The sequence below is a fragment of the Micromonospora sp. NBRC 107095 genome, assembly GCF_030269705.1.
GTDB lineage: Bacteria > Actinomycetota > Actinomycetes > Mycobacteriales > Micromonosporaceae > Micromonospora > Micromonospora parva.
The window spans coordinates 409,045-433,569 of sequence record NZ_BSTU01000005.1 but is presented as its reverse complement, the minus strand read 5'-3'; the positions used below and the strand labels follow the sequence as shown (position 1 = coordinate 433,569).

Below are 24,525 nucleotides of genomic sequence, written 5' to 3'. Positions count from 1 at the left end.
GCCCTGAGCGGGCCGGACAGAACGGGCGCGTCACCTTAACGCGCCGGAAACACCCCCGGTACCAACCCTGGGAACGCTCGTCGGACAGTCGACACCACCGCACGCGAACCGGGGTGACCATGGCCGACAACACCACGAACGCGCCGACGTACGACGGGCCGGTGCGGTCCGGCAACGGCCGGACACCGCCCACGCCGCGCACCAACGGGGCCCTGTCGCTCGACGACGGCGACCCGGCTGACCTGGCCACGATCGGGGTGGAGGAGGAGTTCCACGTCGTCGACCTGCACACCCGGGAGTTGGTGCCCCGCGCCGGCGAGCTGCTCGACCGGTTGCCGGCGGCCTCGTTCACCGCCGAGCTGCACCGCAGCGTGGTGGAGACCAACACCGCGGTCTGCCGCACCCTCGACGAGATCCGCGCCGAGCTGACCGGGCTGCGGCACAGCGCCGTCCAGGTCGCCGACCGGGCCGGGCTGGGCATCGTGGCGGCCGGTACGGTGCCGTTGCGCGCCGACGGTGACCCCAGCGTCACACCCACCTCCCGCTACCGGCGGATGCTCGACGAGTACCAGTTGCTCGCCCGGGAGCAGCTGATCTGCGGGGCGCAGGTGCACGTCGGCGTCGCCGACCGGGACCTGGCGGTGGCGGTCACCCGTCGGGTCCAGCCGTGGCTGCCGGCGCTGCTCGCCCTCTCCACCAGCTCGCCGTACTGGATGGGGCAGGACAGCGGGTACGCCAGCGTCCGGTCGCTGGTCTGGCAGCGCTGGCCCACCGCCGGCGACCCGGGCGAGGTGACCAGCGCCGCCGACCACGAGGCGCTGGTCGCCGAACTGATCGCCTCCGAGACCATCACCGACCCCGCGATGATCTATTTCGACGTCCGGCCGTCGGCGCACGTGCCCACAGTGGAACTGCGGATCACCGACGCCAACCCGGACGTGGAGACGATCGTCCTGCTCACCGGTCTGTTCCGGGCGCTCGTCCGGCGGGAGGTCGCCGCCCTGCGCGCCGGGGTGGAGCGGACGGCTGTGCGACCACCGGTGCTGCGGGCGGCCGTGTGGCGGGCGGCCCGCTCCGGGCTGGAAGGTGACCTGCTCGACCTGCCCCGCTCGGCCCGACCGGTGCCGGCCGCCCAGGCGGTCCGCCGCCTGGTGACCGACCTGCGCCCGCAGTTGGCAGCGACCGGGGACTGGGAGCAGGTCACCGAGCTGGCCCGGTACGCATTGGAACGCGGCAGCTCCGCCGCGCGACAGCGGCGGGCGTACCAGCGGCGTGGTCGGTTGGCCGACGTGGTCGACCTGCTGCTCGACGAGACCCGGGGCCGGGCCCGAGGGCCGCTGCCGGGTGCGCCGACACCGCCGGCGCTGCCCACGTACGCCGCCGCCGGCGACGAGGTCTTCGGACCGGCCGGACCACAACCGGCGTACGCCCCGATGCTGGCGGCCCTGCGTCAGCTCGGTGCCGGTGCCCTGCGTCAACGCGAGCACGACCGGGACGAGGAACAGCGGGCCCGCGGGGTGACGTTCAGCGTGGCCGGCGAGGCGAGCACCCGGCTCTTCCCGGTGGACCTGGTGCCCCGGGTGGTGCCCGCCGCCGACTGGCGGACCCTGAGCGCCGGCCTGGTGCAACGCGCCCGCGCCCTCGACGCGTTCCTGCGCGACGTCTACGCCGACCGGTCCGTGGTGGCCGACGGCGTGGTGCCGGCGTGGGTGGTGGAGTCGTCACCCGGGCTGCGCCCGACCGGGGCGCTGATGGGCCGGCGGGGCACCCGCGCCCAGGTGTCCGGCACCGATCTGGTCCGCGACCCCGACGGTGGCTGGTACGTGCTGGAGGACAACCTGCGGGTGCCCTCCGGGATCGGCTACGCGGTGCAGAATCGGCGGCTCACCCGGGCGGTGCTGCCGGAACTGCCGGTGCCGGAGGATCTGCTGCCCGCCGACGAGACGCCCGCGATGCTGTACCGGGCGCTGGTCGCCGCCGCGCCCGCCGCGACCGACGATCCCGCCGTGGTGGTGCTCAGCGGCGGCCCAGGTGATCCGGCGTGGTTCGAGCACCGGCTGCTCGCCGACGAGATGGGTGTGCCGCTGACCGAGACCAGCGACCTGCTGGTGGAGGAGGGCCGGGTCCGGCTGGTCCGGGAGGGCTGCCGCCGCGAGGTGGACGTGATCTACCTGCGGATGGACGAGGAGGCGCTGCTGCACGCCCCGGGCGCGGACGGGGTGCCGTTGGGGTGGCCGCTGCTCGCCGCGGTGCACGCCGGGCGGCTCACGCTGGCCAACGCGCTGGGCAACGGCGTCGCCGACGACAAGGCGTTGTACGCCTACGTTCCCCGGCTGGTCGAGTACTACCTGGGCGAGAAGCCGTTGCTGGCAGACGTGCCCACCTACCTGTGCGGGCTGCCCGAGCAGCGGGCCGAGGTGCTGGGCCGGCTCGACGAGCTGGTGCTCAAGCCGGTCGACGGGTACGGCGGTGACCGGGTGGTGATCGGCCCCCGGGCCGAGGCCGAGGAGTTGGACGCCGTCCGGGAGCAGATCCTCGCGGCCCCGCACCGATGGATCGCCCAGGAGATGATCGCGCTGACCACCCACCCGGTCTTCGACGGCACGGCGCTGGCTCCCCGCCACGTCGACCTGCGGGCGTTCGTGTTCCTCGGTGACACCGCCGAGGTGGCGCCGGTGGCGCTGACCCGGGTGGCACCGGCCGGCAGCATGATCGTCAACTCGTCGCGGGGCGGCGGGTCGAAGGACACCTGGCTGCTCGGTGGAGCCGACGGACCGCCGGTGTAACCCACGCTTGACTGACCCGTCATCGGGACGCAACCCGGTCCGCCAAGCCTGGACCGGGCAGCGGCCCAGCCGATCCAGCCGACGAGAGGTGCGTGCCATGTGCGGTTTCGGCGGCGAACTCCGCCTCGACGGGGCACCAGCGGACCTGGCGGCCGTCGAGCGGATGCTGCCCGCGCTGGCCTCCCGGGGCCCGGACGGCGAGGGGCGGTGGCAGCACGGGCCGGTAGCCCTGGTGCACCGCCGGCTGCGCATCATCGACCTGTCCGACGCGGGCGCGCAGCCGATGATCGACCCCGAGCTGGGTCTGGCCCTGGTCTTCAACGGCTGCATCTACAACTACCGGGAGTTGCGCGACGAGCTGACCGCCGCCGGTTACGCCTTCCGGTCCACCTCGGACACCGAGGTGATCCTCAAGGCGTACCACAGGTGGGGGACCGCCTGCGTCGAACGGTTCTACGGGATGTTCGCGTTCGCCCTGGTCGAGCTGGCCACGAACACGGTGGTGCTGGCCCGGGACCGGCTCGGCATCAAGCCGCTCTACCTGGCCGAGGGGCCGGGCCGGGTGCGCTTCGCCTCGACGCTGCCGGCGTTGCTCGCCGCCGGTGACGTCGACACCGGCCTCGACCCGGTGGCGCTGCACCACTACTTGACCTTCCACTCGGTGGTGCCGCCGCCCCGCACGATCCTCGCCGGGGTCCGCAAGCTGCCGCCGGCCACCGTGCGGTTGATCACCGCGGACGGTCGGAGCACCGACACCACCTACTGGCGACCGGAGTTCAACCGGGCCGCCGCCCCCGCCATGTCCGCCGACGAGTGGCAGGAACGGCTCATGGCCGCGTTGCGCACCGCCGTACGGCGGCGGATGGTCGCCGACGTGCCGGTCGGCGTGCTGCTCTCCGGTGGCCTCGACTCCAGCCTGATCGTCGCCCTGCTGGCCGAGCAGGGCCAGACCGGCCTGGCCACCTTCAGCATCGGCTTCGAAGCGGCGGCGGGGGAGAGCGGCGACGAGTTCCACTACTCCGACCTGGTGGCCCGCCACTTCGACACCGACCACCAGCAGATCCGCATCGGCGCGCAACGGTTCGTCCCCGCCGTGCACCAGGCCATCGCGGCGATGAGCGAGCCGATGGTCAGCCACGACTGCGTGGCGTTCCACCTGCTCTCCGAGGAGGTCTCGCAACGGATCACCGTGGTGCAGTCCGGGCAGGGCGCGGACGAGATCCTGGCCGGCTACGACTGGTACCCGCCGATGGCCAACGTCGCCCGCGCGGACGCCGTCGAGGCGTACGCCCGGGTGTTCTTCGATCGTCGCCACGACGCGCTCGGCGGGCACCTGGCGCCCGAGTGGATGCTCGACCACGACGCCAGCCTGGAGTTCGTCGCCGCGCACTTCGGCGCGCCCGGCGCGGACACCGCGCTGGACGCGGCGCTGCGATTGGACAGCCTGGTGATGCTGGTCGACGACCCGGTGAAGCGGGTCGACAACATGACGATGGCGTGGGGGCTGGAGGCCCGGGTGCCGTTCCTCGACCACGAGGTGGTCGAGCTGGCCGCCGCCTGCCCACCGGCGATGAAGCTCGCGCAGGGCGGCAAGGGTGTGCTGAAGGCGGCGAGCCGCGGCATCGTCCCCGACGAGGTGATCGACCGGCCCAAGGGTTACTTCCCGGTGCCCGCCATCCGGCACCTCGCCGGCCCGCTGCTCGACGACGTGCGGGACGCGCTGACCGCCCAACCGGCGCGCGAGCGGGGCCTGTTCCGCAAGGACTACCTGGAGGAGTTGCTGGACGCGCCGAACGCCCGGCGGACCACGCTGGGCTCCAACGCGCTCTGGCAGCTCGGGCTGCTGGAGCTCTGGTTGCAGCGGATCGGGGTTTAGATGAGCGTACGGACCGAAGTGCCGCGCCGGACCCGCCCCGCGCGGCGCCGTCCGACGGTGACCCTGCCGCCCGGCGAGGACTTCGCGCCCGCGCCGTCGCCGGACGGCCGGCGGGTGGCGTACGTGTCCGACCGGTCCGGCACCCCGACCGTCTGGGTACGCGACGTGGACGCCGCCGAGGCCGTCGCGCTGCCGGAAGGTGACGAGCCGGTCCTGTCGGTGAGCTGGTCACCGGATGGGCAGTGGCTGGCCTGCGTCGTCGCGCCCGGTGGCGCGCCCCGTACCGAGCTGTGGGTGCTGCGCCCGGACGGCACGGAACGCCGTCAGGTCGCCGGCTTCGGCCGCCGCAGCGCGAGCCTGTCCCGGTGGCTGCCCGGCGGCGCGCTGATGGCCGTCACCGAGACCGCCGAGCGGAACGCCGCCGTGCTTGTCGACGCCGGCACCGGGCAGCGGCGGGTGCTCGCCGAGGACGACCTGCTCACCCTCCTGGACGTCACCGACGACGGCGGGTCCGCCCTGCTGCGTCGGGGCCCCCGCAACGCCCGCTGGCTGGAACTGCTCGCGGTGGCCACCGGCGACCGGGTACGCCTGCTGCCGGACACCGGCCGGGGCAGCACCGACCAGGGCTGGTTCGGTCCGGGCGGGACGAGCGTGCTGGCGCGTACCGACGCGTTCTCGGAGCTGGCGGCGCTGGTGCGCGTCGACCTCGCGGCACCCACACCGGCCCCGGCGCGCGTCGCGGCCCGGCCGGACGCGGAGCTGGAGCACATCGCGCTCGACGCCGACCGGCGTCAGGCCGCGCTGCTGTGGAACACCTACGGCGGGCGCAGCGAACTGAGCCTGTACGACCTCGCCAGCGGCGTCCAACGGGCCGTCACCGCCCCCGGGGAGGTGCTCGGCGACGCCGTCTTCGCCGCCGGCGGCGACCTGCTCTGCGTCACCGCACAGGGGCCGGTGCAGCCCCGGGAGGTCTGGCTGGTCGACCCGGCGACCGGTACCCCGCGCCCGCTGCGACCGGACACCGACGACGCGCGCACCGGCGTCGGTGTCGCGCCGCAGTTGCTGGACCTGCGCGCCCACGACGGGTTGCCGCTGTCCGGGTGGCTCTACCGCCCGGCCGGGCCGGGCCCCTGGCCGACGGCGATCAGCCTGCACGGTGGCCCCGAGGCGCAGGAACGGCCCGGCTACAACCCGCTGTTCCAGGCCCTCGTGGCGCAGGGCGTCGCGGTGTTCGCGCCCAACGTGCGCGGCTCGTCCGGCTTCGGCCGCTCCTTCGTCACCGCCGACAACCTCGCCGGCCGGTACGGGGCGATCGCGGACGTGGCGGCGTGCGCCGAGCACCTGATCGACAGCGGAGTCGCGATCCCGGGCCATCTCGGCTGCCTGGGCCGCTCCTACGGCGGCTACCTGGTGCTCGCGGTGCTGGTGAACTTCCCCGGCCTGTTCGCCGCCGGGGTGGCCGAGTGCGGCATCTCCGACTTCCGCACCTTCTACGCCGGCACCGAGCCGTGGATCGCCGCCGCCGCCGTCAGCAAGTACGGCGACCCGGTGCGCGACGCGGAGCTGCTGCGCGACCTGTCGCCGATGACCCGCATCGACCAGCTCGACGTGCCGGTGCTGCTCATCCACGGCGCGAACGACACCAACGTGCCGGCCGGGGAGTCGGCGCAGGTGGCGCAGGCCCTCGCCGCCCGGGACGTGCCGCACGGGCACCTCGTGCTCGCCGGCGAGGGGCACGAGTTCCTGGCCCGCGACAACGCCGAGGCGGCGCGGACCGCCACCACCTCCTGGCTGACCCGGCACCTCGCCACGACCGTGGTCACCCTCGGCTGAGGCGCTATCCTGCGCCAGTGGACGTTCCGGCGCAGGGCGAGCGGCTGGCCGCCGACCTGGGCCGGTCCCTCGCCGAGCTGACCTTCGTCGACCTGGGCACGGACGAGGTCACCGCGCGGGTGATCGACGCGGTGGTGCGGTGGGCCAGGGCGCAGGGCTGGCGGGTCTACCGGCGGGCCCCCAGCGTCCTGCCGTTGCCGCCGCCGATGCAGCAGCGGCACTCGGTCCTCGACGTGGCGTGCGCCCGCCCGGACGGGCCGCCGGTGGTGGTGGAGGTCGACCACACCGACCGGGCCCGTACGGTGCAGAAGCTGACCGCGGAGGCGGACGCCGGACGTATCCCGATCTGGGTGCGCTGGGGTGTCGGCCGGTTCACCGTCCCGCCGCCGCCGGTGGTGATGGTGACCGTCGAGGTGACCCGACGTCCCGGACCGCCGGGGCGTGGACGCCTGCACAGCCGTGTCGGCGACCGGCCCGCGCCGGCGCACTCGGCCAGCAGCGGTACGGCGGCCCCGCAGGCGCTCCCGATCCCGCTGACCGACCCGCTTTCGGGACTGCTTCCGGACCCGCGCAAGGGGACCTGAAGCGAATCGTAAGCGGGGCTCGGCAGAGTTCTGGGTGTCACCGGAGCACACGACAGACACCCAGGAGATTCCGATGCGCAAGATCATCAACTCGACCTACATCACCCTCGACGGCGTCATCGAGAACCCGATGTGGACCGCGCCCTACTTCGACGAGGAGGCCATGGCCTTCGCCGGCGCACAGACCGAGAACGCCGACGCGCTGCTGATGGGCCGGGCCACCTACGACGGCTTCTCGCAGGCCTGGCCGACGATGGACGAGAGCGACCCGACCACCGGCGCCGCGTTCTTCAACAACGTCAAGAAGTACGTCGCCTCGACCACCCTCACCAACCCCACCTGGAAGAACACCGAGGTGCTCCAGGGGGACCTGGTCGAGGCGGTCGCGAAGCTCAAGGCTCAGGACGGCAAGGACATCGTCCAGTACGGCTACGGCTCGGTCACCGCCCAGCTGGTCAAGGCGGGCCTGGTGGACGAGGTCCGGTTCTGGATCCACCCGGTGCTCGAGGGCGCCGCCAGCCTGAGCACCCCGCTCACCGACGTGAAGGCGACGTTCGAGCTGGTCGACACCCGGGTCCACAAGAGCGGCGTGATCATCGCTTCGTACCAGCCGAAGTCGGCGAGCTGAGCGGCTGAACGGCGATCAGAGCTGAGCCCGGGCCTCGCCCGGGCTCAGCTTCGCGCCCTCGGCGAACAGCGCGTCGAACCGCTCCTGGCCGAGCACGGCGAGCACCCGCTCGGTCACCCGGTCGGTGTCGTCGCGCTCGGCCGGCGCGGCCGGAGCGCCGACGGCCTGTCGGGCGGCGGCCGCGGCACCGAGCAGCCGGGCCGCGACCTCGGGTGAACGCACCGCCGACGCCATCCCCTCCAGCGGGCCGAGCACATCGCGCGCGGTGGCCATCGCCTCGGCGACGTCGAACGCCTCGAGGTGCAGGGCCAGCGCGGCGGCGGGGTCGCCGCTCTGCTCGACCGCGTACCCCAGCTCGATGAGGACCATCGGCAGGTAGAGCGCCGGCTGGGCCTCGCTGCGCCCCTGCTCGGCGAGGCGGGTGAGGTGGGTGACGGCCAGGTCGAGCTTGCCGTCGCGGCGGGCGGCGAAGCCGAGGCCCAGCTCGGCGAAGACGATCGCGCTCGGCGAGCCCTGTTCCACCGCCAGCTGGTAGGCGCGCTCGGCCAGCTCCCGGGCCTGCGCGTAGTCGCGGGTCTGCACCGCGAGCCAGGCCAGCCAGGACAGCTTGCCGCCCACGTGCGGCCACAGCCCCAGTTCCTCCGCCCAGCGCAGCCCCTCCCGGTGCAGGGCTGCCGCGCGTTCGTACTCACCGCGAATCTCGGCCAGCCCTCCCACCCAGTCGCTGGCCTGGAGGCGGCCCCACCGGTCACCCACCTCGGCGAACAGCGCGGTGCTGCGCGTCGCTGCGCTCTCCAGCGTGGGCAGGTCACCGCCGGCGTGCGCGATCATGGCCCGGGAGCTGAGCACCGCGGCCTCGGTCCACGGATCGGTGGCGGCGGTGGGCAGCAGCTCCGACGCCAGCGGCAGGTCACTGCTCTCGAGGACCGCGTTCGCCGCGAACCAGGCGGCTCGGGCGTCGGCGACACCGGCCAGGGTGGCGCGCACCTCGGCCGGCGGGATCTGCTCGCCCTGCAACAGCCCGAAACCGATCCGCCACGCCGCCGCGCGGCTCTCCTGCGTCGGGTCGCCGGGCGTCGCGAGGGCTCGCCGTGCCTCGGTGAGCCGGCCCCGCAGGTACCAGTACCAGCTCAGTGCGACAGCCAGCCGCAACCCGTCGCCGTGCGCCAGCACCGCGCGCAGGTTCGCCGTCTCGGCGTCCAGCAGCGCCAGCCACCGTCGCTGGTCGGGCCCGCGCAACTCCGGGTCGGCGCGCTCGGCCAGCTCGGTGTAGTAGGCGGCGTGCCGCGCCCGGACCTCGTCGGCGTCGGCCAGGCGGTCCAGGCAGAACGCGGCGACCGATTCGAGCAGGCGGTAGCGCGGACCCTCGGGGGAGTCGTCCAGCACCACGAGCGACCGGTCCACCAGCCGGGCCAGGGCGTCCAGGTCGGTCCGGCAGACCTGCTCGGCGGCCTCCGGCGTGCAGCCGTCGCGGAACACCGCGAGCGCGGCGAGCACCTGCCGGTCTGCCTCGTCGAGCAGGTCCCAGCTCCAGCCGATCACCGCGGTCAGCGTCCGCTGACGCGGCGGCACGTCGCGCTGCTGCGTGGTGAGCAGCCGGAACCGGTCGTCGAGTCGTTCCACCACGCCCTGCACGCCCAGCGCGCGGACCCGCGTCGCGGCCAGCTCCAACGCCAGCGGCAGGCCGTCCAGGCGACGGCAGAGCTGGGCGACGGCCGGCGCGGTGCGCTCGTCGAGGCGGAACCCGCGCTGCTGGGCGGCGGCGCGAGCGGCGAACAACCGGGCCGCCGCCGAGCGCCGGACCGCGTCCGGGTCACCGTCCGACGGCACCGACAACGGGGGTACGTCCCAGAGCAGTTCCCCGGTCAGGCCGAGCGGTTCCCGGCTGGTGGCGAGCACGTTCACCCCGGGCGCGTCGCGCAGCAGCCGGGCGACCAGCGCGGCGGCCGGCTCGACGACGTGTTCGCAGTTGTCCAGCACCAGCAGCAGTTGCCGTTGCCGCAGCGTCGTGACGAGCCGGTCGGTGGGGGACAGGCTGGCGCCGGCGGCCTCGCGGACGTCCAGCGCGCCGAGCACCTGCTCGACGACGCCCGGGTCACCAGCCGGCAGCGGCGCCAACTCGACCAGCAGGACGCCGTCCGGTGGGGACTGGGTACGGGCGGCCTCGGTGGCCAGCCGGGTCTTGCCGACGCCACCCGGCCCGACCAGCGTGACCAGGCGCTGCCCGGGCAGCAGGGCCCGCAGCTCGGTCAACGCCTCGGCCCGACCGACCAACTCGTCGAGCTGCGCCGGCAGGCTGTTGCGGATGATCGCGGCCTTCGGTGGCGCGCTCAGCCCGGCGTCCTGTTCGAGAATCCGGCGGTGCAGGGCGACCAGTTCGGGGCTCGGGTCGAGGCCCAACTCGTCGGCGAGCCGGTCCCGCAGGTCGGTGTAGCTGTCCAGCGCCTCGGACTGGCGACCGGCCGCGTACAGCGCACGGAGCTGCACCGCGCGCAGCCCCTCGTGCAGGGGGTTGCGGGCCACCAACTCGGCCAGGTCGGCGGCGGCCAGGTCGTGCTCGCCCCGGGCCAGCCGGGCCTCGGCCAGCCGTTCGTGCACGGCGAGCCGCTGTTCGGCGAGGCGGGTCGCCTCGGCGCGGACGAACTCGGCGTCGGCCACGTCGGCGTACGCCTCACCCCGCCACAGCGCGAGGGCCTCGGTCAGCCGGCCGACGTCGGTGTGCCGGGCCAGCTCGGCGAACCGGTCGGCGTCGACCGCGCCGGCCCGCAGCAGGTAGCCGGGCGCGCGGGACTCGACCAGGTCGCGGGCACCCGGCTCGGCGTCGTTGAGTGCCTTGCGCAGCTGCGACACCCGCACCTGAAGGGCACCGGCCGGGTTGGCGGGGGAGTCGTCACCCCACAGGTCGTCGATGAGACGGTCCGCCGAGACCACCTGGTTACGGTTGGCCAGCAGGTCGGCCAGCAACGCCCGTACCTTCGTGCCGGGCACCACCACCGGCTCGCCGGCGTCGGTGGTCACGGCGAGCGGCCCGAGCACCCCGAACTGCACGGCGGTCATCTTAGGGCCTGGCGCCGGTAAGGCGACCTGAAGCGGACCGTAAGCGCGCTGGCGCACCGTGTGGGCATGGACATCTACCACGAGACGCACGGCAATGGTGAGGGTCGCCCGCTGGTGCTGATCCACGGCGCGCTCTCCGGCATCGGTACGTCGTTCGGCACGATCCTGCCGTCGCTGGCGAAGACCCGGCGGGTGATCGCCGTCGAGCTGCAGGCCCACTGCCACACCCCCGACGTGGACCGCCCGCTGACCGTGGAGCACTTCGCCGCCGACGTCGTCGAGTTGCTGGACCGGTTGGGCGTCGGACGGGCGGACGTGTTCGGCTGGAGCATGGGCGCGGCGGTGGCGCTGCGCCTCGGCACCCACCACGCCGACCGGGTGGGCCGCCTCGTGCTCGCCTCGGTGAGCTTCGACGAGGACGGCCTGCACCCCGGGCTGCTCGACGGGATCCAGGACCTGCAACCGGAGCACCTGCACGGCTCGGAGTTCCACGAGGAGTACCTGCGCACCGCACCGGACCCGGCGGGCTGGGCAACCCTGGTCACGAAGATGAAGGTGCTGGACGCGAACCTGCCCCGGTGGACGCCCGAGCAGGTCCGCGCGCTGGCCGCACCCACCATGATCGTGCTGGGCGACGCGGACATCGTCCAACCCGAGCACGCGGTGCACATGTTCCGGCTGCTCGGCGGCGCGGTGCCCGGCGACCTGACCGGCCTGCCGGCCTGCCGGCTGGCCATCCTGCCCGGCACCACCCACACCACGATCCCGCAGCGCGCCGACTGGCTGGCCCCGATGATCGACGAGTTTCTGACCGAGACCAACCCGGACCACTGAGGTGCTGACCAGACCACGACCCCGCTTCGCGATCGTGCACTTTCTGCGGTGACACAGGCCGTGAGCACCGTGCAAGATCGTGGCGGACTACCGGGGGTCCTGCTCGGATCGGCGGCGGACCGCCGCGAGGAGGCGGCGTACGCCGAGCACGTGGCCGCCCGAGGTCAGCAGGATCTGCCGGTACAGTCCGCCGGCCAGGCCGGGAAAGACCGCGCGTGTCTCGGCGCGCAGCCGTGACCGGGTCGGACCGTCGGCGTCGAGGCGGAAGATCAGCGCGTACGTCGAGAACCGGTGGCTGCCCCGCAGGGCCAGCTCCTGACCGGGGATCGCGGTGGCGACGTGGAAGCCGGGCAGCGTCGAGCCTTCGGTGAGGGGGCGGGGCCCGGACGTGACGGGATCGGCGGCACGCACCAGGCGGGCGTACCCAATCGCGCCGAACCGCGAGAAGGACCTCTCCACGACGTCGATCAGGTGGGGCCAGACCCGGTCGGGCCCAGCGTTGATGATCGTGGTGTGTTCGTCCAGGCGGGGCAGTGGGTCGATCGGCATCGGCACCTCCCAGGTCGTCCCTGATCCTCCTCCGCCCGGCGCGAAGTTCGCCGTCCCGGTCATGGCGGCCGGCCGAATTAACGGGTAGAAACATGTCGACCCCTTCGCCGCGACCCGTTCTCGGCCGTCGTGGTCAGAGAGCGCTCTCACGCCGCCCCAGCTGTGCCGGACGAGACCGTCCGGTCAGCGGAGAGGACGAACCACATGACAAGCCCGTCCCGACGTACCCTCACCCTTGCCCTGCTGGTGACCGCCGCCGTCACCATGTCCAGCACCGCCGCCACCGCCGGCCGCCCGACGCACGGCGCACCCGACTTCGGCCCGAACGTGACGATCTTCGACCCGTCCATGCCGGTCGGCCAGATCCAGCAGACCCTCGACGCCGCGCACGCCCGGCAGGTCGACAACGAGATGGGCACCGAGCGGCACGCCTACCTGTTCAAGCCGGGCACGTACGGCACCGCCGCGCAGCCGTTGCAGGCCGAGGTCGGCTACTACACCGAGGTGTCCGGCCTCGGGGCGTCGCCCACCGACGTGGCCATCAACGGCAAACTCGAGGTCTACAACCGCTGCCTCGCCGACGGCGGCACCGGCAACTGCCTGGCGCTGGTCAACTTCTGGCGCACCCTGTCCAACCTCTCGCTCACCATCAACGCGGCCGGCCAGGACGACTGCCGGTCGTCGGCGAACTTCTGGGCGGTGTCCCAGGCGGTGTCGATGCGCCGGCTGAACATCGGCGGTGGTGGTCTGTCGCTGATGGACTACTGCACAGCCGGCCCGCAGTACGCCAGCGGCGGCTTCATCGCCGACTCGCGGCTGCCCGCCACCACCAACGGCTCACAGCAGCAGTGGCTGACCCGCAACAGCGAGGTCGCGGGCTGGTCCAACGCGGTGTGGAACCAGGTGTTCGCCGGGGTCGAGGGCGCGCCGGACGACGCCAGCTTCCCCGACCCGCCGTACACCACCCTCGACACCACGCCGCTGAGCCGGGAGAAGCCCTACCTGTACGTCGACGGCAAGGGTCGCTACCAGGTGCGGGTGCCCGCCGCCCAACGGGACAGCCGGGGCGTCTCCTGGGCCGACGGCATGACGCCGGGTCGCAGCATCCCCATCGGGGACTTCTTCATCGCCAAGCCCTCCGACCCGGTACGGCTCATCAACAGCCAGCTCGCCCGCGGCAAGCACCTGCTGCTCACCCCCGGCACGTACGACATCGCGCGCAGCATCGAGGTCCGGCGTCCGGACACCGTGGTGCTCGGGATCGGGCACGCCACGCTCACCGCCGTGAACGGCGCGATCCCGCTGGACGTGGCCGGTGTGCCCGGGGTGATCGTCGCCGGCGTCACGATCGACGCCGGCACCGTCGAGTCGCCGGTCCTGCTACGGGTCGGACGCCAGCACGGCCACAACGCGAGCAGCCCGAACAACCCGACCACGCTCTCCGACGTGTACTTCCGGGTCGGCGGTCCGCACATCGGACGGACGAACACCGCGCTGGAGGTCAACAGCGACAACGTGCTCATCGACCACACCTGGGTCTGGCGCGGCGATCACGGCGTCGAGGGCTTCGCCGAGGGCGTCAACGGTGACACCGACCGCTGGCGTACCAACACCGGTCGCTACGGGGCCGTCATCAACGGCGACCGCGTGACCGCGACCGGGCTGTTCGTCGAGCACTTCCAGCGGTACAACACGGTCTGGAACGGCGAGCACGGCACCACGATCCTCTACCAGAACGAGCTGCCGTACGACCCGCCGACGCAGGCCGACTGGATGAACGGCCCGGTCGAGGGCTGGGCCGGGTACAAGGTCGCCGACCGGGTGCGGCACCACACCCTGTACGGCGGTGGGGTGTACGTCTTCAACCAGAACAACCCGTCGATCCACACCGAGAACGGCTTCGAGGTCCCGAACCGGCCGGGGGTGCGGCTGCACCACATCATGACCGTCAACCTCAGCGCCGGCACGATCGACCACGTGGTCAACGGCGTCGGCGACGCGGCCGACATGACCAAGGTCGGCGCCCCGGTCTACCTGAGCCGGTACCCGACCCCGTAGCGGGGATCGGGCGTAGCGACGGTGCCGGAGCCGGTCTCGGCTCCGGCACTGTTGCGGCAGCCAGCCGGCGAGGACCGGCGCGCAAATTACTCGCGACACCGTCGACGTGCGGTCGAATGGGTTAAATCTGACCTCAAGGGACCAAATCCCGGGTATCCGCTCGGGGCATTGGGCTAAGTGTCCGTTTGGTAGCAGTTGGGTGGGTTACGGTCGGCCGGTTGCAGCTGCGGGCCGACCGTTCCGTCGTTCCAAGGAGTTCCTCATGGACCTGCCCGTCACCGCCGTCGGTGTCGATCCGCCGACGGGCCTGGTGCCCCGGCGCGTGCTGGTCACCGGAGGCGCCGGCTTCATCGGCAGCCACGTGGTCGCCCGGCTGATGCTGATGGGCAGCCAGGTCCGGGTGCTCGACAACTTCTCCACCGGCCGGATCGAGAACCTGGCCGACGCCGTGTGCGGCGGGTTGACCGAGGCGGACGTCATCTCCGGTGACATCCGTGCGTCGGAGGGTGTCGAGGTCATCCACGAGTGGCAGCCGGACGTGGTGGTGCACCTCGCCGCGCAGCCGAGCCTTCCCACGGCCCGTCGTGCACCGCTGTACGACGCCGACGTGAACGTGTTCGGCACCGTCAACGTGCTGGACGCCTGCGCCCGCAGCGGCGTACGGCTGATCGTCAACGCGACCAGCAGCGACATCTTCGGCAGCGTCGCCGCGGACGAGTTGCCGGTGCGCGAGGACCATCCGATCGCGCCGGTGAGCCCGTACGGCGTCAGCAAGGCCGTGGGCGTGCACTACCTCGACTGGTACGGACGTCAGCACGGCCTGTCGTACACCTCGATGGTGTTGGGGAATGTCTACGGGCCCCGGCAGGAGGGCGGCGACTGCGGGGTGGTGTCCCTGATGGTCGATGCGCTTCTCGGGGGCCGGCAGGCGGTCATCCACGGCGACGGTACGCAGACCCGGGACTTCGTCTACGTCAGCGATGTCGCCGAGGCGATAGCGATCGCCTGTCACCACAACGGGGTGGGGACGGTCAATATCGCCTCGGGGCGGCAGACCAGCGTCAACGAGGTGTACGACACGGTCCGCGAGGCGTTCGGCGTCGACGATGTGGCCCGTTACGAGCCGTTGCCCTGGTCGGGCGAGGTCCGCGACATGGCGCTGGACACCCGCCGGGCACGCGAGCTGCTCGGCTGGTACCCCACTGTCGGCTTCACCGAGGGTGTCCGGATGACGGTTCGCGAAGCCCGCCGCCGGCAGACCGGCAGCCAGATCCTGTCCCCGGCGTGGGCGCTCAGTCGCTGACAGCCCAGCGCATATTTCCCGTCATCTGATCGGGAATTTCATCAAACAGTCTCACTCTTGCGGTATAGCATCCACTGCTGCCACGATGGCCGTCAATGCCTTCCGTCGAAGAAGGAGTGGTCGTCATGGCGGTGTCCCGCCGCAGGTTCGTCACATCGGTACTGGCCGGGTCCGCCCTCGCCACCGCCTCCACCACCGAGCTGCTCACCACAGTGGCCGGCCCCGCGCACGCCGCCAGTCCCCCCGGGGACGTGGTCGGCAAGGTGACCGTCGGATACCAGGGCTGGTTCAGCGCCCCCGGCGACGGCGCGCCGATCGGCGGGTGGTGGCACTGGAGCCGCGACCGGTTCCAGCCGCCCTCGCCCGCCAACACCACCATCGTGTCCTGGCCGGACCTGCGCGAGTACACCCGCACCTACCCCACCGCCTACCCCAACCTGGGCAACGGTCAGCCGGCCACCCTCTTCTCCTCGTACGACCAGCAGACGGTGGACACGCACTTCCGCTGGATGCAGGAGTACGGCTGCGACACCGCCGCCCTGCAACGGTTCAACCCGATGGGCGACGAGGGCCCGACCCGCGACGCGATGGCACAGAAGGTGCGCTCCGCCGCCGAGCGGTACACCCGCAAGTTCTACATCATGTACGACGTCACCGACTGGTTGAGCTTCCAGTCGGAGATCAAGACCGACTGGACGACGAAGATGGCGGCGCACACCGCGTCGTCCGCGTACGCCCGGCAGAACGGCAAGCCGGTCGTCTGCATCTGGGGCTTCGGCTTCAGCGAGCCCAGCCGACCCTTCACCCCCGGGCCCTGCCTGGAGGTCATCAACTGGTTCAAGGCCCAGGGCTGCTACGTCATCGGCGGTGTGCCCACCTGGTGGCGGCAGGGCATCGAGGACTCCCGCCCCGGCTTCCTCGACGTCTACCACGCCTTCCACGCGATCTCGCCGTGGATGGTCTACCGGGCCCGGACCGTGGAGGAACTGGACTCGTACTACAACAACGTCAACGTCGGCGACATGGCCGACTGCGCGGCACGTGGCATCGACTACCTGCCCTGCGTGATGCCCGGTGACCTGGCCGGCGGGCACCGCAAGCACGGCGACTTCTACTGGCGGCACATCTACAACATGATCCGGCTCGGCTCCCAGGGCCTGTACGTGTCCATGTTCGACGAGTACAACGAGGGCAACCAGATCGCCAAGACCTCCGAAACCCAGGCCACCACCCCGGCCGGCGCGAACATCCGCGCCCTCGACGAGGACGGCGTCGCCTGCTCCGCCGACTACTACCTGCGGATCACCGCCGACGGCGGCCGGATGCTCAAGGGCCAACTCGCCCTCACCGCCGTCCGCCCCACAGTGCCGATGGTCGGCACCCCGCCCCCGACCGGTGGGGACCTCGCAGCCGGCCGGTCCACCTCGGCCAGCAGCCAGAACGGCCCGTTCCCGGCGTCGAACGCCGTCGACTCCGACGCCGGCAGCTACTGGGAGAGCGGCGGCGGATCCTTTCCGCACTGGTGGCAGGTCGACCTCGGCGCCAACCACCAGGTCAACAAGCTCGTCGTGCGGCTGCCCGCCGGCTGGGGCGCACGTACCCAGACCATCACCGTGCAGGGCAGCGTCGACGGCAGCTCCTTCTCGACCATCGCCGCGGCCTCCGCGTTCACCTTCGACCCGGCCACCGGCAACACCGTGACGCGCACGCTGACGACCACCACGGCCCGCCACATCCGGCTGAGCATCGCCGGCAACACCGGCTGGCCGGCGGGCCAGCTCGCCAAGGTCGAGGTGTACGCCGGCAGCACCGTCCCGGACAACCCGCCGACCGCCCCGAGCGGCCTCACCGTCACCGGCAAGACGTCGACGAGCGTGTCAGTGTCCTGGACGGCCGCCACCGACGACACCGGAGTGACCGGTTACCAGGTACGCCAGGGCGGCACCGTCGTCGCCACCGTCACCGGCACCACGGCGACGGTGAGCGGGCTCAGCCCGTCCACCGCGTACACGTTCACGGTCACCGCCCGCGACGCCGCCGGCAACACCTCCAGTGCATCCAACGCGGTCACCGTCACCACTGACGCCCCGGCGAACGCGGACCTCGCCCGGGGTCGGCCCACGTCGGAGAGCAGCCATGTCCAGAGCTACGGGTCGGGCAACGTCGTCGACGGTGACCCGAACAGCTACTGGGAGAGCGCCAACAACGCGTTCCCGCAGTGGGTCCAAGTCGACCTGGGCGCGACGCGCACTGTCGGACGGGTGGTGCTGAAGCTGCCACCGTCGTCGGCGTGGGGCGCTCGGACGCAGACGCTCTCCGTGCAGGGGAGCGTCGACGGGGGCAGCTTCGGCACGCTGGTCGGCTCGGCGGGGCGGACGTTCGACCCGGGCAGCGGCAACCAGGTGACGCTGACGTTCAGCGCTGCGCAGGCCCGCTACGTGCGGATTTCCGTCACCGGCAACACCGGCTGGCCGGCGGGGCAACTGTCGGCCCTGGAGGTCTACGCCAGCTGACCGAGACGTGGGCGGCCGCCGAGGGGGCGGCGGCCGCCCACCTCATCGAACGGGCGCAAGCCGCACCCAGCGAAGGTCAACGTCAAGCAGGTCCTCTCCGCGCGTGACACCCTGCTCAGGGGCACGGTCGCGATGGTCCGTCAGGCCCGAGGCCCTGCTACTTGTTCTGCATCCGTGACACGACCGAGCCGCCGGCAAGGTACATCGGGGCGTGTTGCTTGCGCGCGCTGATCGCCGCATGAACTCGTGCGGCGACGTTGTCGGGAAGACGCTGCTCGGCCTCTCGGAGCGTAAAGAAGGCGGCGTCCTCCAACTCATGTCCCGGCAGGGCGAGACCATCGAGGCTGGCCATGGTCCCGCAGTCGAACGTGAAGCTGACAATCGCGCGTGGCCGCTGCCCGGCGGGCGGTGCCCAGTCCACTACGAGAAGGTCACCCACCACCACGGAGAGCCCCAACTCCTCACGGATCTCGCGGGCGCAGGCATCATGCGGGTATTCGCCCTCGTCGACATAGCCACCGGGGAAGGCCCAATGATCGCGGTACGTGGGTTTGACGAGCAGCACGTTGCCGGCCGAGTTGGTGATGAAAGCCGCGGCGGCGGCGTAGAAGGAAGCCAGGTTGGCGTACCAGGTGGCGGGCTCCGTCCAGGTCACCTCGTTGACGCTAGTGCCCAGAGGTGCATCGAGCAGCATGGTCGTCGGTGATCCGAGCAGTTACTGGCAGAGCTGCCGCCGGGAGTCGGGATGGCCGAAAACCGCCTATCTGGTGCTCCAAGCTTCGTCTCAGAGTGCAGGGGCGCCTGCCCGAGGCGCCGCCGGGCGTACGCATCGTGCCGATCGATGTACTGTCCGAAGTGGTGGCGGCTGTACGGCCGTCGCCGGACCGAACGCTACTCCCGGGAGCCGTGATGCCCGCGTCTGCCGCACTCTTCGCCGAACAGCTCAGGGCTCTGATGAGGAAGCGCGGCGTCAGCTATCGAACACTCGCCACGCAGACCTTCTACAGCAAGAGCTATCTTCACGATCTCGCGAGTGGTCGGAAAGCGCCGACCACGAAGACCGCTCAACGTCTGGACGCGGCGTTGAAGGCTGGCGGGGAGTTGGCTGTGCTCGTCGTCGAGCCGGGCATCGGCGAGCCATGGGCGGTCAGCGAGGGAGCGCAGTGGTCGCGGCGTGATGCGGAGCGTCTCGCCGACCTACTGACAGCGCAGACTCCGAATCCGGACAACGCTGCCGCGCTAGCCCATCAGTGGCTGATCGCAGACCCGCCGCAGCGGTATGAGTTGAGTGCTGGCCGACGGGTCGGCGCGAGCACGGTGACCCGAATCGAGAGCCGAATTCGTCAACTGCGGCGGCTGGACGACCACGTCGGCGGTGCGGAGACGTATGCGCTGGTAGCCGTAGAGTTGGCCGCCACCGCCGAACTGCTTCGGGCGGGCAGCTATTCCGAGGCGGTCAGCCACAGGCTGCTTCACGTCGTCGCGGACCTGTGTCAGCTGGCCGGCTTCGTTGCCGAAGACTCCGGCAAGATCACCGAGGCGCGCCAGCATTACTTGTCCGGAATGCGGGCCGCGCACGCCGGGGGAGACACTGCTAGCGCAGCAAATTGCCTGAGCAGTCTGTCCTACCTTGAGGCGAGCACCGGCGATCGGCGAGGTGCTGTCACCTTGGCCCGGTCGGCGTACGTCGGTGGTCGGCACGCAGCCGAGGCTACGGGTCAGGCTCTGTTGCTGGAACGGGTCGCCTGGGCGCATGCCCGCCTGGGTGAAGTGAGCTTTGCCGAAAGGGCGCTCGGGCAGGTCGAGGAGATCTATCCACGCTGTGACCTTGATCAAGCCCCGTCCTGGGCGTACTGGCTGACGCAGGACGAGGTGGAGGTCATGGCGGGGCGAGTGTGGACCGAGCTGCGTCGACCACTGCGGGCAGTGCCCATCCTGGAAAGCGCCACCGCTCGCTATGGCGACGACTCTCCGCGAGAAACATCGCTGTACCTGAGCTGGCTCGCCGAAGCCCTCCTTCAGGCGGGAGAGTTCGAGCGGGTGGCGGTCGCGGCCGGACGATCTCTGGAGCTGGCTCGCCAGGCGCAGTCGCCCAGGGCTGTCGAACGCGTCGCTGAGCTCAGTCGGATGGTGGCAGCCGCTGCGGGCGAGACCGATGCGGTCGCCGAGTTTTTGGAGCTGTCCGCCGATCTGTCCGTTGTCGGTGGCGGACACCTCGGCGGACAGTAGCGGACGCGATCCGTCTGGATTGCGCACTTTGACCGTCACAAGCTGTCACCTAGGTATCGCTGCGCTGGTACATCGGCGCGGTGAGCTGGGCGCCCGGCTCCTTCCTGACGTCGCGCCCCGGCCGAAGGGTGAGGGATGAGCAGTAAAAAAGGCAGGCAGGGTGACGACTCGGAAGACAAGGGCGAGCAGGTCGACGCGGTCGAGCGGGAGGCTGCCAAACAGCGCCTCTTGGCGCAGGCCGAGTCGGAGCGCGTACCCGTGGAGGACACGACCCGTGCGGTGCCGGACCGGCGGTGGCGGCGTGACCAGCGATGACGTCCCGATCGGTCGTCGGGTGGCCCGGTGGCGGGTGCGGCGGTCGATGACGCAGCAGATGCTCGCGGATCGCCTGCGCAGGTCGAAGAGTTGGGTGGACAAGATCGAGCGCGGTGCCCGCACCCTGGACCGGTACTCGGTGATCCAGGAACTGGCCCACGTCCTGCGAGTCGACCCGGAGGTGCTGCTCGGCCAGCCGCGCAGCACCCCGGCTGGCCCACCGGACGGGGTCGACGACATCCGGGCCGCGCTCGCCCGCTACGACACCCCGCAGGCTCCACCACAGACGGACGAGCTGAGAAGACAGGTCGGGTACGCCTGGTTGAGCTACCAGCACGCGCACTACGGGCAACTGGTGCGGGTGGTGCCGGGTCTGCTCGACGCCGCTCAGGGTGCGCGGTCGGCGGAGGTGCTGGTGCAGGCGTACCGGATCACCTCGTCGCTGCTGGTCAAGCTCGGCGAGTCCGACCTCGCCTGGCTGGCCGCCGACCGGGCGATGTCCGCAGCCGGCGACGACCCGGTTCTCGCGGCGACAACAGCCATCTCGGTAGGCCAAGCGCTCCGCGCCCAAGACCGAAACCGACTGGCCCTGGCCGCGCTGCTCCCCGCCGCCAACCGCGTCCTTCCACCCTCATCCCACTATGGTGATCAAGAGGTTTGCGTCACTTTTGGAGATCAAACCGCCCCCAATTCTCTTGATCACCAAGGTCAGGGCAATCGCCGGGTTCGGGGCGAGCGCCGGGAGTGGGCCGTAGGCGGGACGTTGCTGCTCCAAGCGGCTCTCGCCGCCGCTGGCTGCGGCGAGCACCGCCGCGCCGATGAGCTGACCGACCGGGCGGCAGGGGTCGCCGCCAGGCTGCGGGGGTACGACGACACGCACCGCACCAGCTTCGGGCCGGTTGCTGTTGAGCTGGCGCGGGTGCTGGTGGCGGCGCAGCGCGGTGACGCCGACGAGGCGTTACAGCGGCACTCGACTGTGGTGCGGCGGGAGGGGTGGCGGCGGTTGCCGGCTGAGTATCGGGGCGCGTACCTGGTGGACGTCGCTCGGGCGTACCTCCAGATGGGTGACCTGCGCGGGGCGGCTCGCGCGCTTGTCGACGCGGACAGTGTCGCGCCGGCTGAGGTTCGGTGTCGGCCGTTGGCGCGTACCGTGATCGCCGCTGTCGCCTGCGCGCAGCCGGCGCCGGCCGGCGTGGCGCGACTGGCCACGGTGGTCGGCCTCACCCGCTGACGGACGAGCGCAGGTGCAGATCGTAGGCCGGATGGTGCGTGACGGGGGCGTCAGTGCTCCCAGAGGTTCTCGGTGCGGAAGTACCTGGCGGTGAACTGCTCTTCCACGGCTCCGGTGTCCGTCTCGGCTGTCCACCAGCCTGGCCAGACGTCGACGCCGGAGGGCGCGCTGATGGCCGTCAGGACGGTGGAGCACAGGTGGCAGCGCCGGGGTGCCGAGTCCCGGAACCGCCCGCCGCACTCGCAGGGCCGCAGCCGTGCCTCAAGTGCCGCCATCAGCGTGGGGTAGGTGTCGTCCCGGGGCGGCAGCGCGTCCGCGATGGCCGTACACGTGCTGTCGTAGTAGCTGATGTCCACCCGCATCGGGCAGCTGTCGCAGTAGAGGAAATAGCAGTCCAGAAGCGGCGAGTGGTCGAGGCGGTAGAGCCGCTCGTGGCACTCCGGACAGGTGATGTCCTCACCGTTCAGCCAGTTGTCGTCGACGTCGTCCACCTGGCCCATCGGCTGATCATTTCATGGGTCCGACGCCGGGGCGCGTCGGCGATTCGCGTTTCGGCCCGGACGGCGTCGGTCCGCTGTGAGACTGGGCGAGTGCCGACACCGTCGACGCGTCGGCGCTGTCCGATTCGACGTGACGAGGTGGGGGAAGATGTCCAACAACAACGAGATTCGTCCCTTCCGGCTCGACACACCGGAGGACACGATCGCCGACCTGCGCCGCCGGATCGCCGCCACCCGCTGGCCCACCCGCGAGTTGGTCACCGATCGCTCCCAGGGGGTACAGCTGGCGACCATCCAGGAGCTGGCCCGCTACTGGATGACCGACTACGACTGGCGTCCGTGCGAGACGACGCTGAATTCGCTGCCGCAGTACACCACGACCATCGACGGCGTCGAGATTCACTTCATCCACGTACGGTCGCCGCACGAGAACGCCCTGCCGTTGATCATGACGCACGGCTGGCCGGGTTCCGTCGTCGAGTTGCTCGGCGTCGTCGGCCCGCTGACCGACCCGACGGCGCACGGCGGCACGCCCGAGGACGCGTTCCACCTGGTGCTGCCGTCGTTGCCGGGCTACGGGTTCTCCGGTGAGCCGACCGAGCCTGGGTGGAACTCCGCGCGGATGGCACAGGCGTGGGCGAAACTCATGGACCGCCTCGGTTACCCGCGCTACGTCGCGCAGGGTGGCGACGTCGGCGCCGCCGTCACCGACGCCATGGGCCGGCAGGGACCCGAAGGGCTGCTCGGCATCCACGTCAACCTGCTCGCCGGGGCGGTCGGCATCAAGGACAAGTTGCCGGCGAACTCCGAGCAGGAGCGCGCCGCGCTCGACGCGCTCAAGCTGTTCTCGACGGACGGTTTCGGCTACTTCCTGGAGCAGTCCACCCGGCCGCAGACGATCGGCTACTCGCTGCTGGACTCACCTGTCGGGTTGGCGGCCTGGATGCTCGACCACGACACGGACAGCTACTACAAGATCTCCCGCGTGTTCCTCGACGGTGAGCCGGCCGGCGGCCTCACCCGGGACAGCATCCTCGACAACATCACCCTGTACTGGTTGACGGGCACCGGGGCCTCGTCCGCCCGGTGGTACTGGGAGCAGGGGCGGTTTCAGGCAGCGGCCCAGGCGGCCGGTCAGGCTCCGCCACCGGTCACGGTGCCGGTCGGCTTCACCACGTTCCCCGGCGAGATCTGGGCCGCTCCGCGGAGCTGGGCCGAGGCTGTCTACCCCGGCATCGCGTACTTCAACGAGGCTGACCGTGGCGGGCACTTCGCGGCGTGGGAGGAGCCGGAACTCTTCTCCGCCGAGGTGCGTGCCGCGTTCCGGCCGCTGCGGAACCCCTGACAACCTCACCCGCTGACGGATGAGCGCCGGCGCAGGTCGTCGGCCGGGTGGATGGTGCGCACCGGGTCGGGCACCGGCCCTCGGCGTTGCCACTCCCGGGGGTAGCCGAGCGAGACCTCCTCGAAACGCACCCCGTCGTGGAAGGTGGTGCGGGGGATGTGCAGGTGCCCGTAGACGGCGGTGGCCGCGTCGAAGCGCAGGTGCCAGTCGCTGGTGTGGACGGTGCCGCACCACTGGGCGAACAGCGGGTAGCGCAGGATGTCGGTGGGTTCCCGCACCAGCGGGTAATGGTTGACCAGCACGGTCGGCAGCGCCGGGTCGCGTTCGGCCAGCCGGCGTTCGGTCTCGGCGATCCGGGCCGCGCACCACGCCTCCCGGCTGGGGTGCGGGTCGGGGTGCAGCAGCATCTCGTCGGTGCAGACCACTCCGGCCGCGTACGCCAGTGCCAGCGACTCCTGCTGGGTACGGGCCTGCGGCACCCGGAACGTGTAGTCGTAGAGCACGAACAGCGGCGCGACGGTGGCCGGGCCGCCGTCGCCGTCCCACACCGGGTACGGGTCCTCCGGCGTGAGCACCCCCAGCCGTCGACACATCCGGACCAGCTCGCGGTAGCGCTCCTCGCCGCGCAGGGTGACCGGGTCACCCGGGGGCGTCCACAGCTCGTGGTTGCCGGGCGCCCAGACGACGCGCGCGAACCGGCTGCTCAGCAGCCCGAGCGCCCACTCGATGTCGGCGAACCGGTCGGCGACGTCACCGGCGACCAGCAGCCAGTCGCCGTCGTTGTCGGGGCGTAGCTGCTGTACGAACGCCCGGTTCAGTGGGTGCCCGACGTGCAGGTCGCTGACAGCCCGCAGCCGGGGCGGAAGGCTCACCACCCGAGGCTA

18 protein-coding genes are annotated in these 24,525 nt (G+C 71.6%); 13 read left to right on the top strand and 5 right to left on the bottom strand.

Going from position 1 to position 24,525, the window contains the following annotated elements:
• The first annotated feature begins 119 nt into the window (after nt 1–119).
• The 5 genes from QSK15_RS24795 (at nt 120) to QSK15_RS24775 (ending at nt 7,707) form a co-directional block, all read left to right on the top strand.
• Nucleotides 120–2,786, top strand: a complete 2,667-nt coding sequence (locus QSK15_RS24795; protein WP_285796545.1) for a carboxylate--amine ligase/circularly permuted type 2 ATP-grasp protein — start codon at nt 120–122, stop codon at nt 2,784–2,786.
• 97 nt (nt 2,787–2,883) lie between these two features.
• On the top strand, nt 2,884–4,662 hold the full coding sequence (locus tag QSK15_RS24790; protein WP_285796544.1) for an N-acetylglutaminylglutamine amidotransferase: 1,779 nt from the start codon (nt 2,884–2,886) through the stop codon (nt 4,660–4,662).
• The gene (locus QSK15_RS24785; RefSeq protein ID WP_285796543.1) at nt 4,663–6,495 is read left to right on the top strand and encodes a S9 family peptidase; all 1,833 of its coding nucleotides are present in this window, start codon (nt 4,663–4,665) and stop codon (nt 6,493–6,495) included.
• A 17-nt stretch (nt 6,496–6,512) separates the two neighbouring features.
• Complete coding sequence (locus QSK15_RS24780; RefSeq protein WP_285796542.1) at nt 6,513–7,079, top strand: hypothetical protein; 567 nt, start codon at nt 6,513–6,515, stop codon at nt 7,077–7,079.
• Between the two features lie 73 nt (nt 7,080–7,152).
• Complete coding sequence (locus QSK15_RS24775) at nt 7,153–7,707, top strand: dihydrofolate reductase family protein (protein ID WP_285796541.1); 555 nt, start codon at nt 7,153–7,155, stop codon at nt 7,705–7,707.
• Between the two features lie 15 nt (nt 7,708–7,722).
• On the opposite strand, the gene QSK15_RS24770 is transcribed toward QSK15_RS24775, so the two are convergent.
• Nucleotides 7,723–10,764, bottom strand: a complete 3,042-nt coding sequence (locus tag QSK15_RS24770) for an AfsR/SARP family transcriptional regulator (RefSeq protein WP_285796540.1) — start codon at nt 10,762–10,764, stop codon at nt 7,723–7,725.
• A gap of 66 nt (nt 10,765–10,830) precedes the next feature.
• On the opposite strand from QSK15_RS24770, the gene QSK15_RS24765 reads away from it, so the two are divergent.
• On the top strand, nt 10,831–11,598 hold the full coding sequence (locus QSK15_RS24765) for an alpha/beta fold hydrolase (RefSeq protein WP_285796539.1): 768 nt from the start codon (nt 10,831–10,833) through the stop codon (nt 11,596–11,598).
• 87 nt (nt 11,599–11,685) lie between these two features.
• On the opposite strand, the gene QSK15_RS24760 is transcribed toward QSK15_RS24765, so the two are convergent.
• A complete protein-coding gene (locus QSK15_RS24760; protein ID WP_285796538.1) occupies nt 11,686–12,147 on the bottom strand; it encodes a hypothetical protein in 462 nt (153 codons plus the stop codon).
• A 204-nt stretch (nt 12,148–12,351) separates the two neighbouring features.
• Here QSK15_RS24760 and QSK15_RS24755 point away from each other — a divergent pair, with 204 nt between their 5' ends.
• From QSK15_RS24755 to QSK15_RS24745, 3 genes are all read left to right on the top strand, one after another.
• The gene (locus tag QSK15_RS24755; RefSeq protein ID WP_285796537.1) at nt 12,352–14,205 is read left to right on the top strand and encodes a pectate lyase-like domain-containing protein; all 1,854 of its coding nucleotides are present in this window, start codon (nt 12,352–12,354) and stop codon (nt 14,203–14,205) included.
• A gap of 262 nt (nt 14,206–14,467) precedes the next feature.
• Nucleotides 14,468–15,508, top strand: a complete 1,041-nt coding sequence (locus QSK15_RS24750; RefSeq protein ID WP_285796536.1) for a GDP-mannose 4,6-dehydratase — start codon at nt 14,468–14,470, stop codon at nt 15,506–15,508.
• Between the two features lie 125 nt (nt 15,509–15,633).
• Nucleotides 15,634–18,021: a galactose-binding domain-containing protein gene (locus tag QSK15_RS24745; protein WP_502889650.1), complete on the top strand. Its 2,388-nt coding sequence runs from the start codon at nt 15,634–15,636 to the stop codon at nt 18,019–18,021.
• A 157-nt stretch (nt 18,022–18,178) separates the two neighbouring features.
• On the opposite strand, the gene QSK15_RS24740 is transcribed toward QSK15_RS24745, so the two are convergent.
• The gene (locus QSK15_RS24740; protein ID WP_285796534.1) at nt 18,179–18,676 is read right to left on the bottom strand and encodes an NUDIX domain-containing protein; all 498 of its coding nucleotides are present in this window, start codon (nt 18,674–18,676) and stop codon (nt 18,179–18,181) included.
• A gap of 134 nt (nt 18,677–18,810) precedes the next feature.
• Between QSK15_RS24740 and QSK15_RS24735 the strand changes: the two genes are divergently transcribed.
• From QSK15_RS24735 to QSK15_RS24725, 3 genes are all read left to right on the top strand, one after another.
• Nucleotides 18,811–20,250, top strand: a complete 1,440-nt coding sequence (locus tag QSK15_RS24735; protein WP_285796533.1) for a helix-turn-helix domain-containing protein — start codon at nt 18,811–18,813, stop codon at nt 20,248–20,250.
• A gap of 135 nt (nt 20,251–20,385) precedes the next feature.
• Complete coding sequence (locus tag QSK15_RS24730) at nt 20,386–20,565, top strand: hypothetical protein (protein ID WP_285796532.1); 180 nt, start codon at nt 20,386–20,388, stop codon at nt 20,563–20,565.
• Nucleotides 20,552–21,796, top strand: coding sequence for a helix-turn-helix domain-containing protein (locus QSK15_RS24725; RefSeq protein ID WP_285796531.1), 1,245 nt, complete (start codon nt 20,552–20,554; stop codon nt 21,794–21,796). Before QSK15_RS24730 ends, QSK15_RS24725 begins: the two co-directional genes overlap by 14 nt.
• 50 nt (nt 21,797–21,846) lie before the next feature.
• On the opposite strand, the gene QSK15_RS24720 is transcribed toward QSK15_RS24725, so the two are convergent.
• Nucleotides 21,847–22,296, bottom strand: a complete 450-nt coding sequence (locus QSK15_RS24720) for a hypothetical protein (RefSeq protein WP_285796530.1) — start codon at nt 22,294–22,296, stop codon at nt 21,847–21,849.
• A 148-nt stretch (nt 22,297–22,444) separates the two neighbouring features.
• Between QSK15_RS24720 and QSK15_RS24715 the strand changes: the two genes are divergently transcribed.
• Nucleotides 22,445–23,641, top strand: coding sequence for an epoxide hydrolase family protein (locus QSK15_RS24715; RefSeq protein ID WP_285796529.1), 1,197 nt, complete (start codon nt 22,445–22,447; stop codon nt 23,639–23,641).
• Between the two features lie 5 nt (nt 23,642–23,646).
• On the opposite strand, the gene QSK15_RS24710 is transcribed toward QSK15_RS24715, so the two are convergent.
• Nucleotides 23,647–24,513 (bottom strand): metallophosphoesterase family protein, encoded by an 867-nt coding sequence (locus QSK15_RS24710; protein WP_285796528.1) that lies wholly within the window; start codon nt 24,511–24,513, stop codon nt 23,647–23,649.
• Between the last annotated feature and the right edge of the window lie 12 nt (nt 24,514–24,525).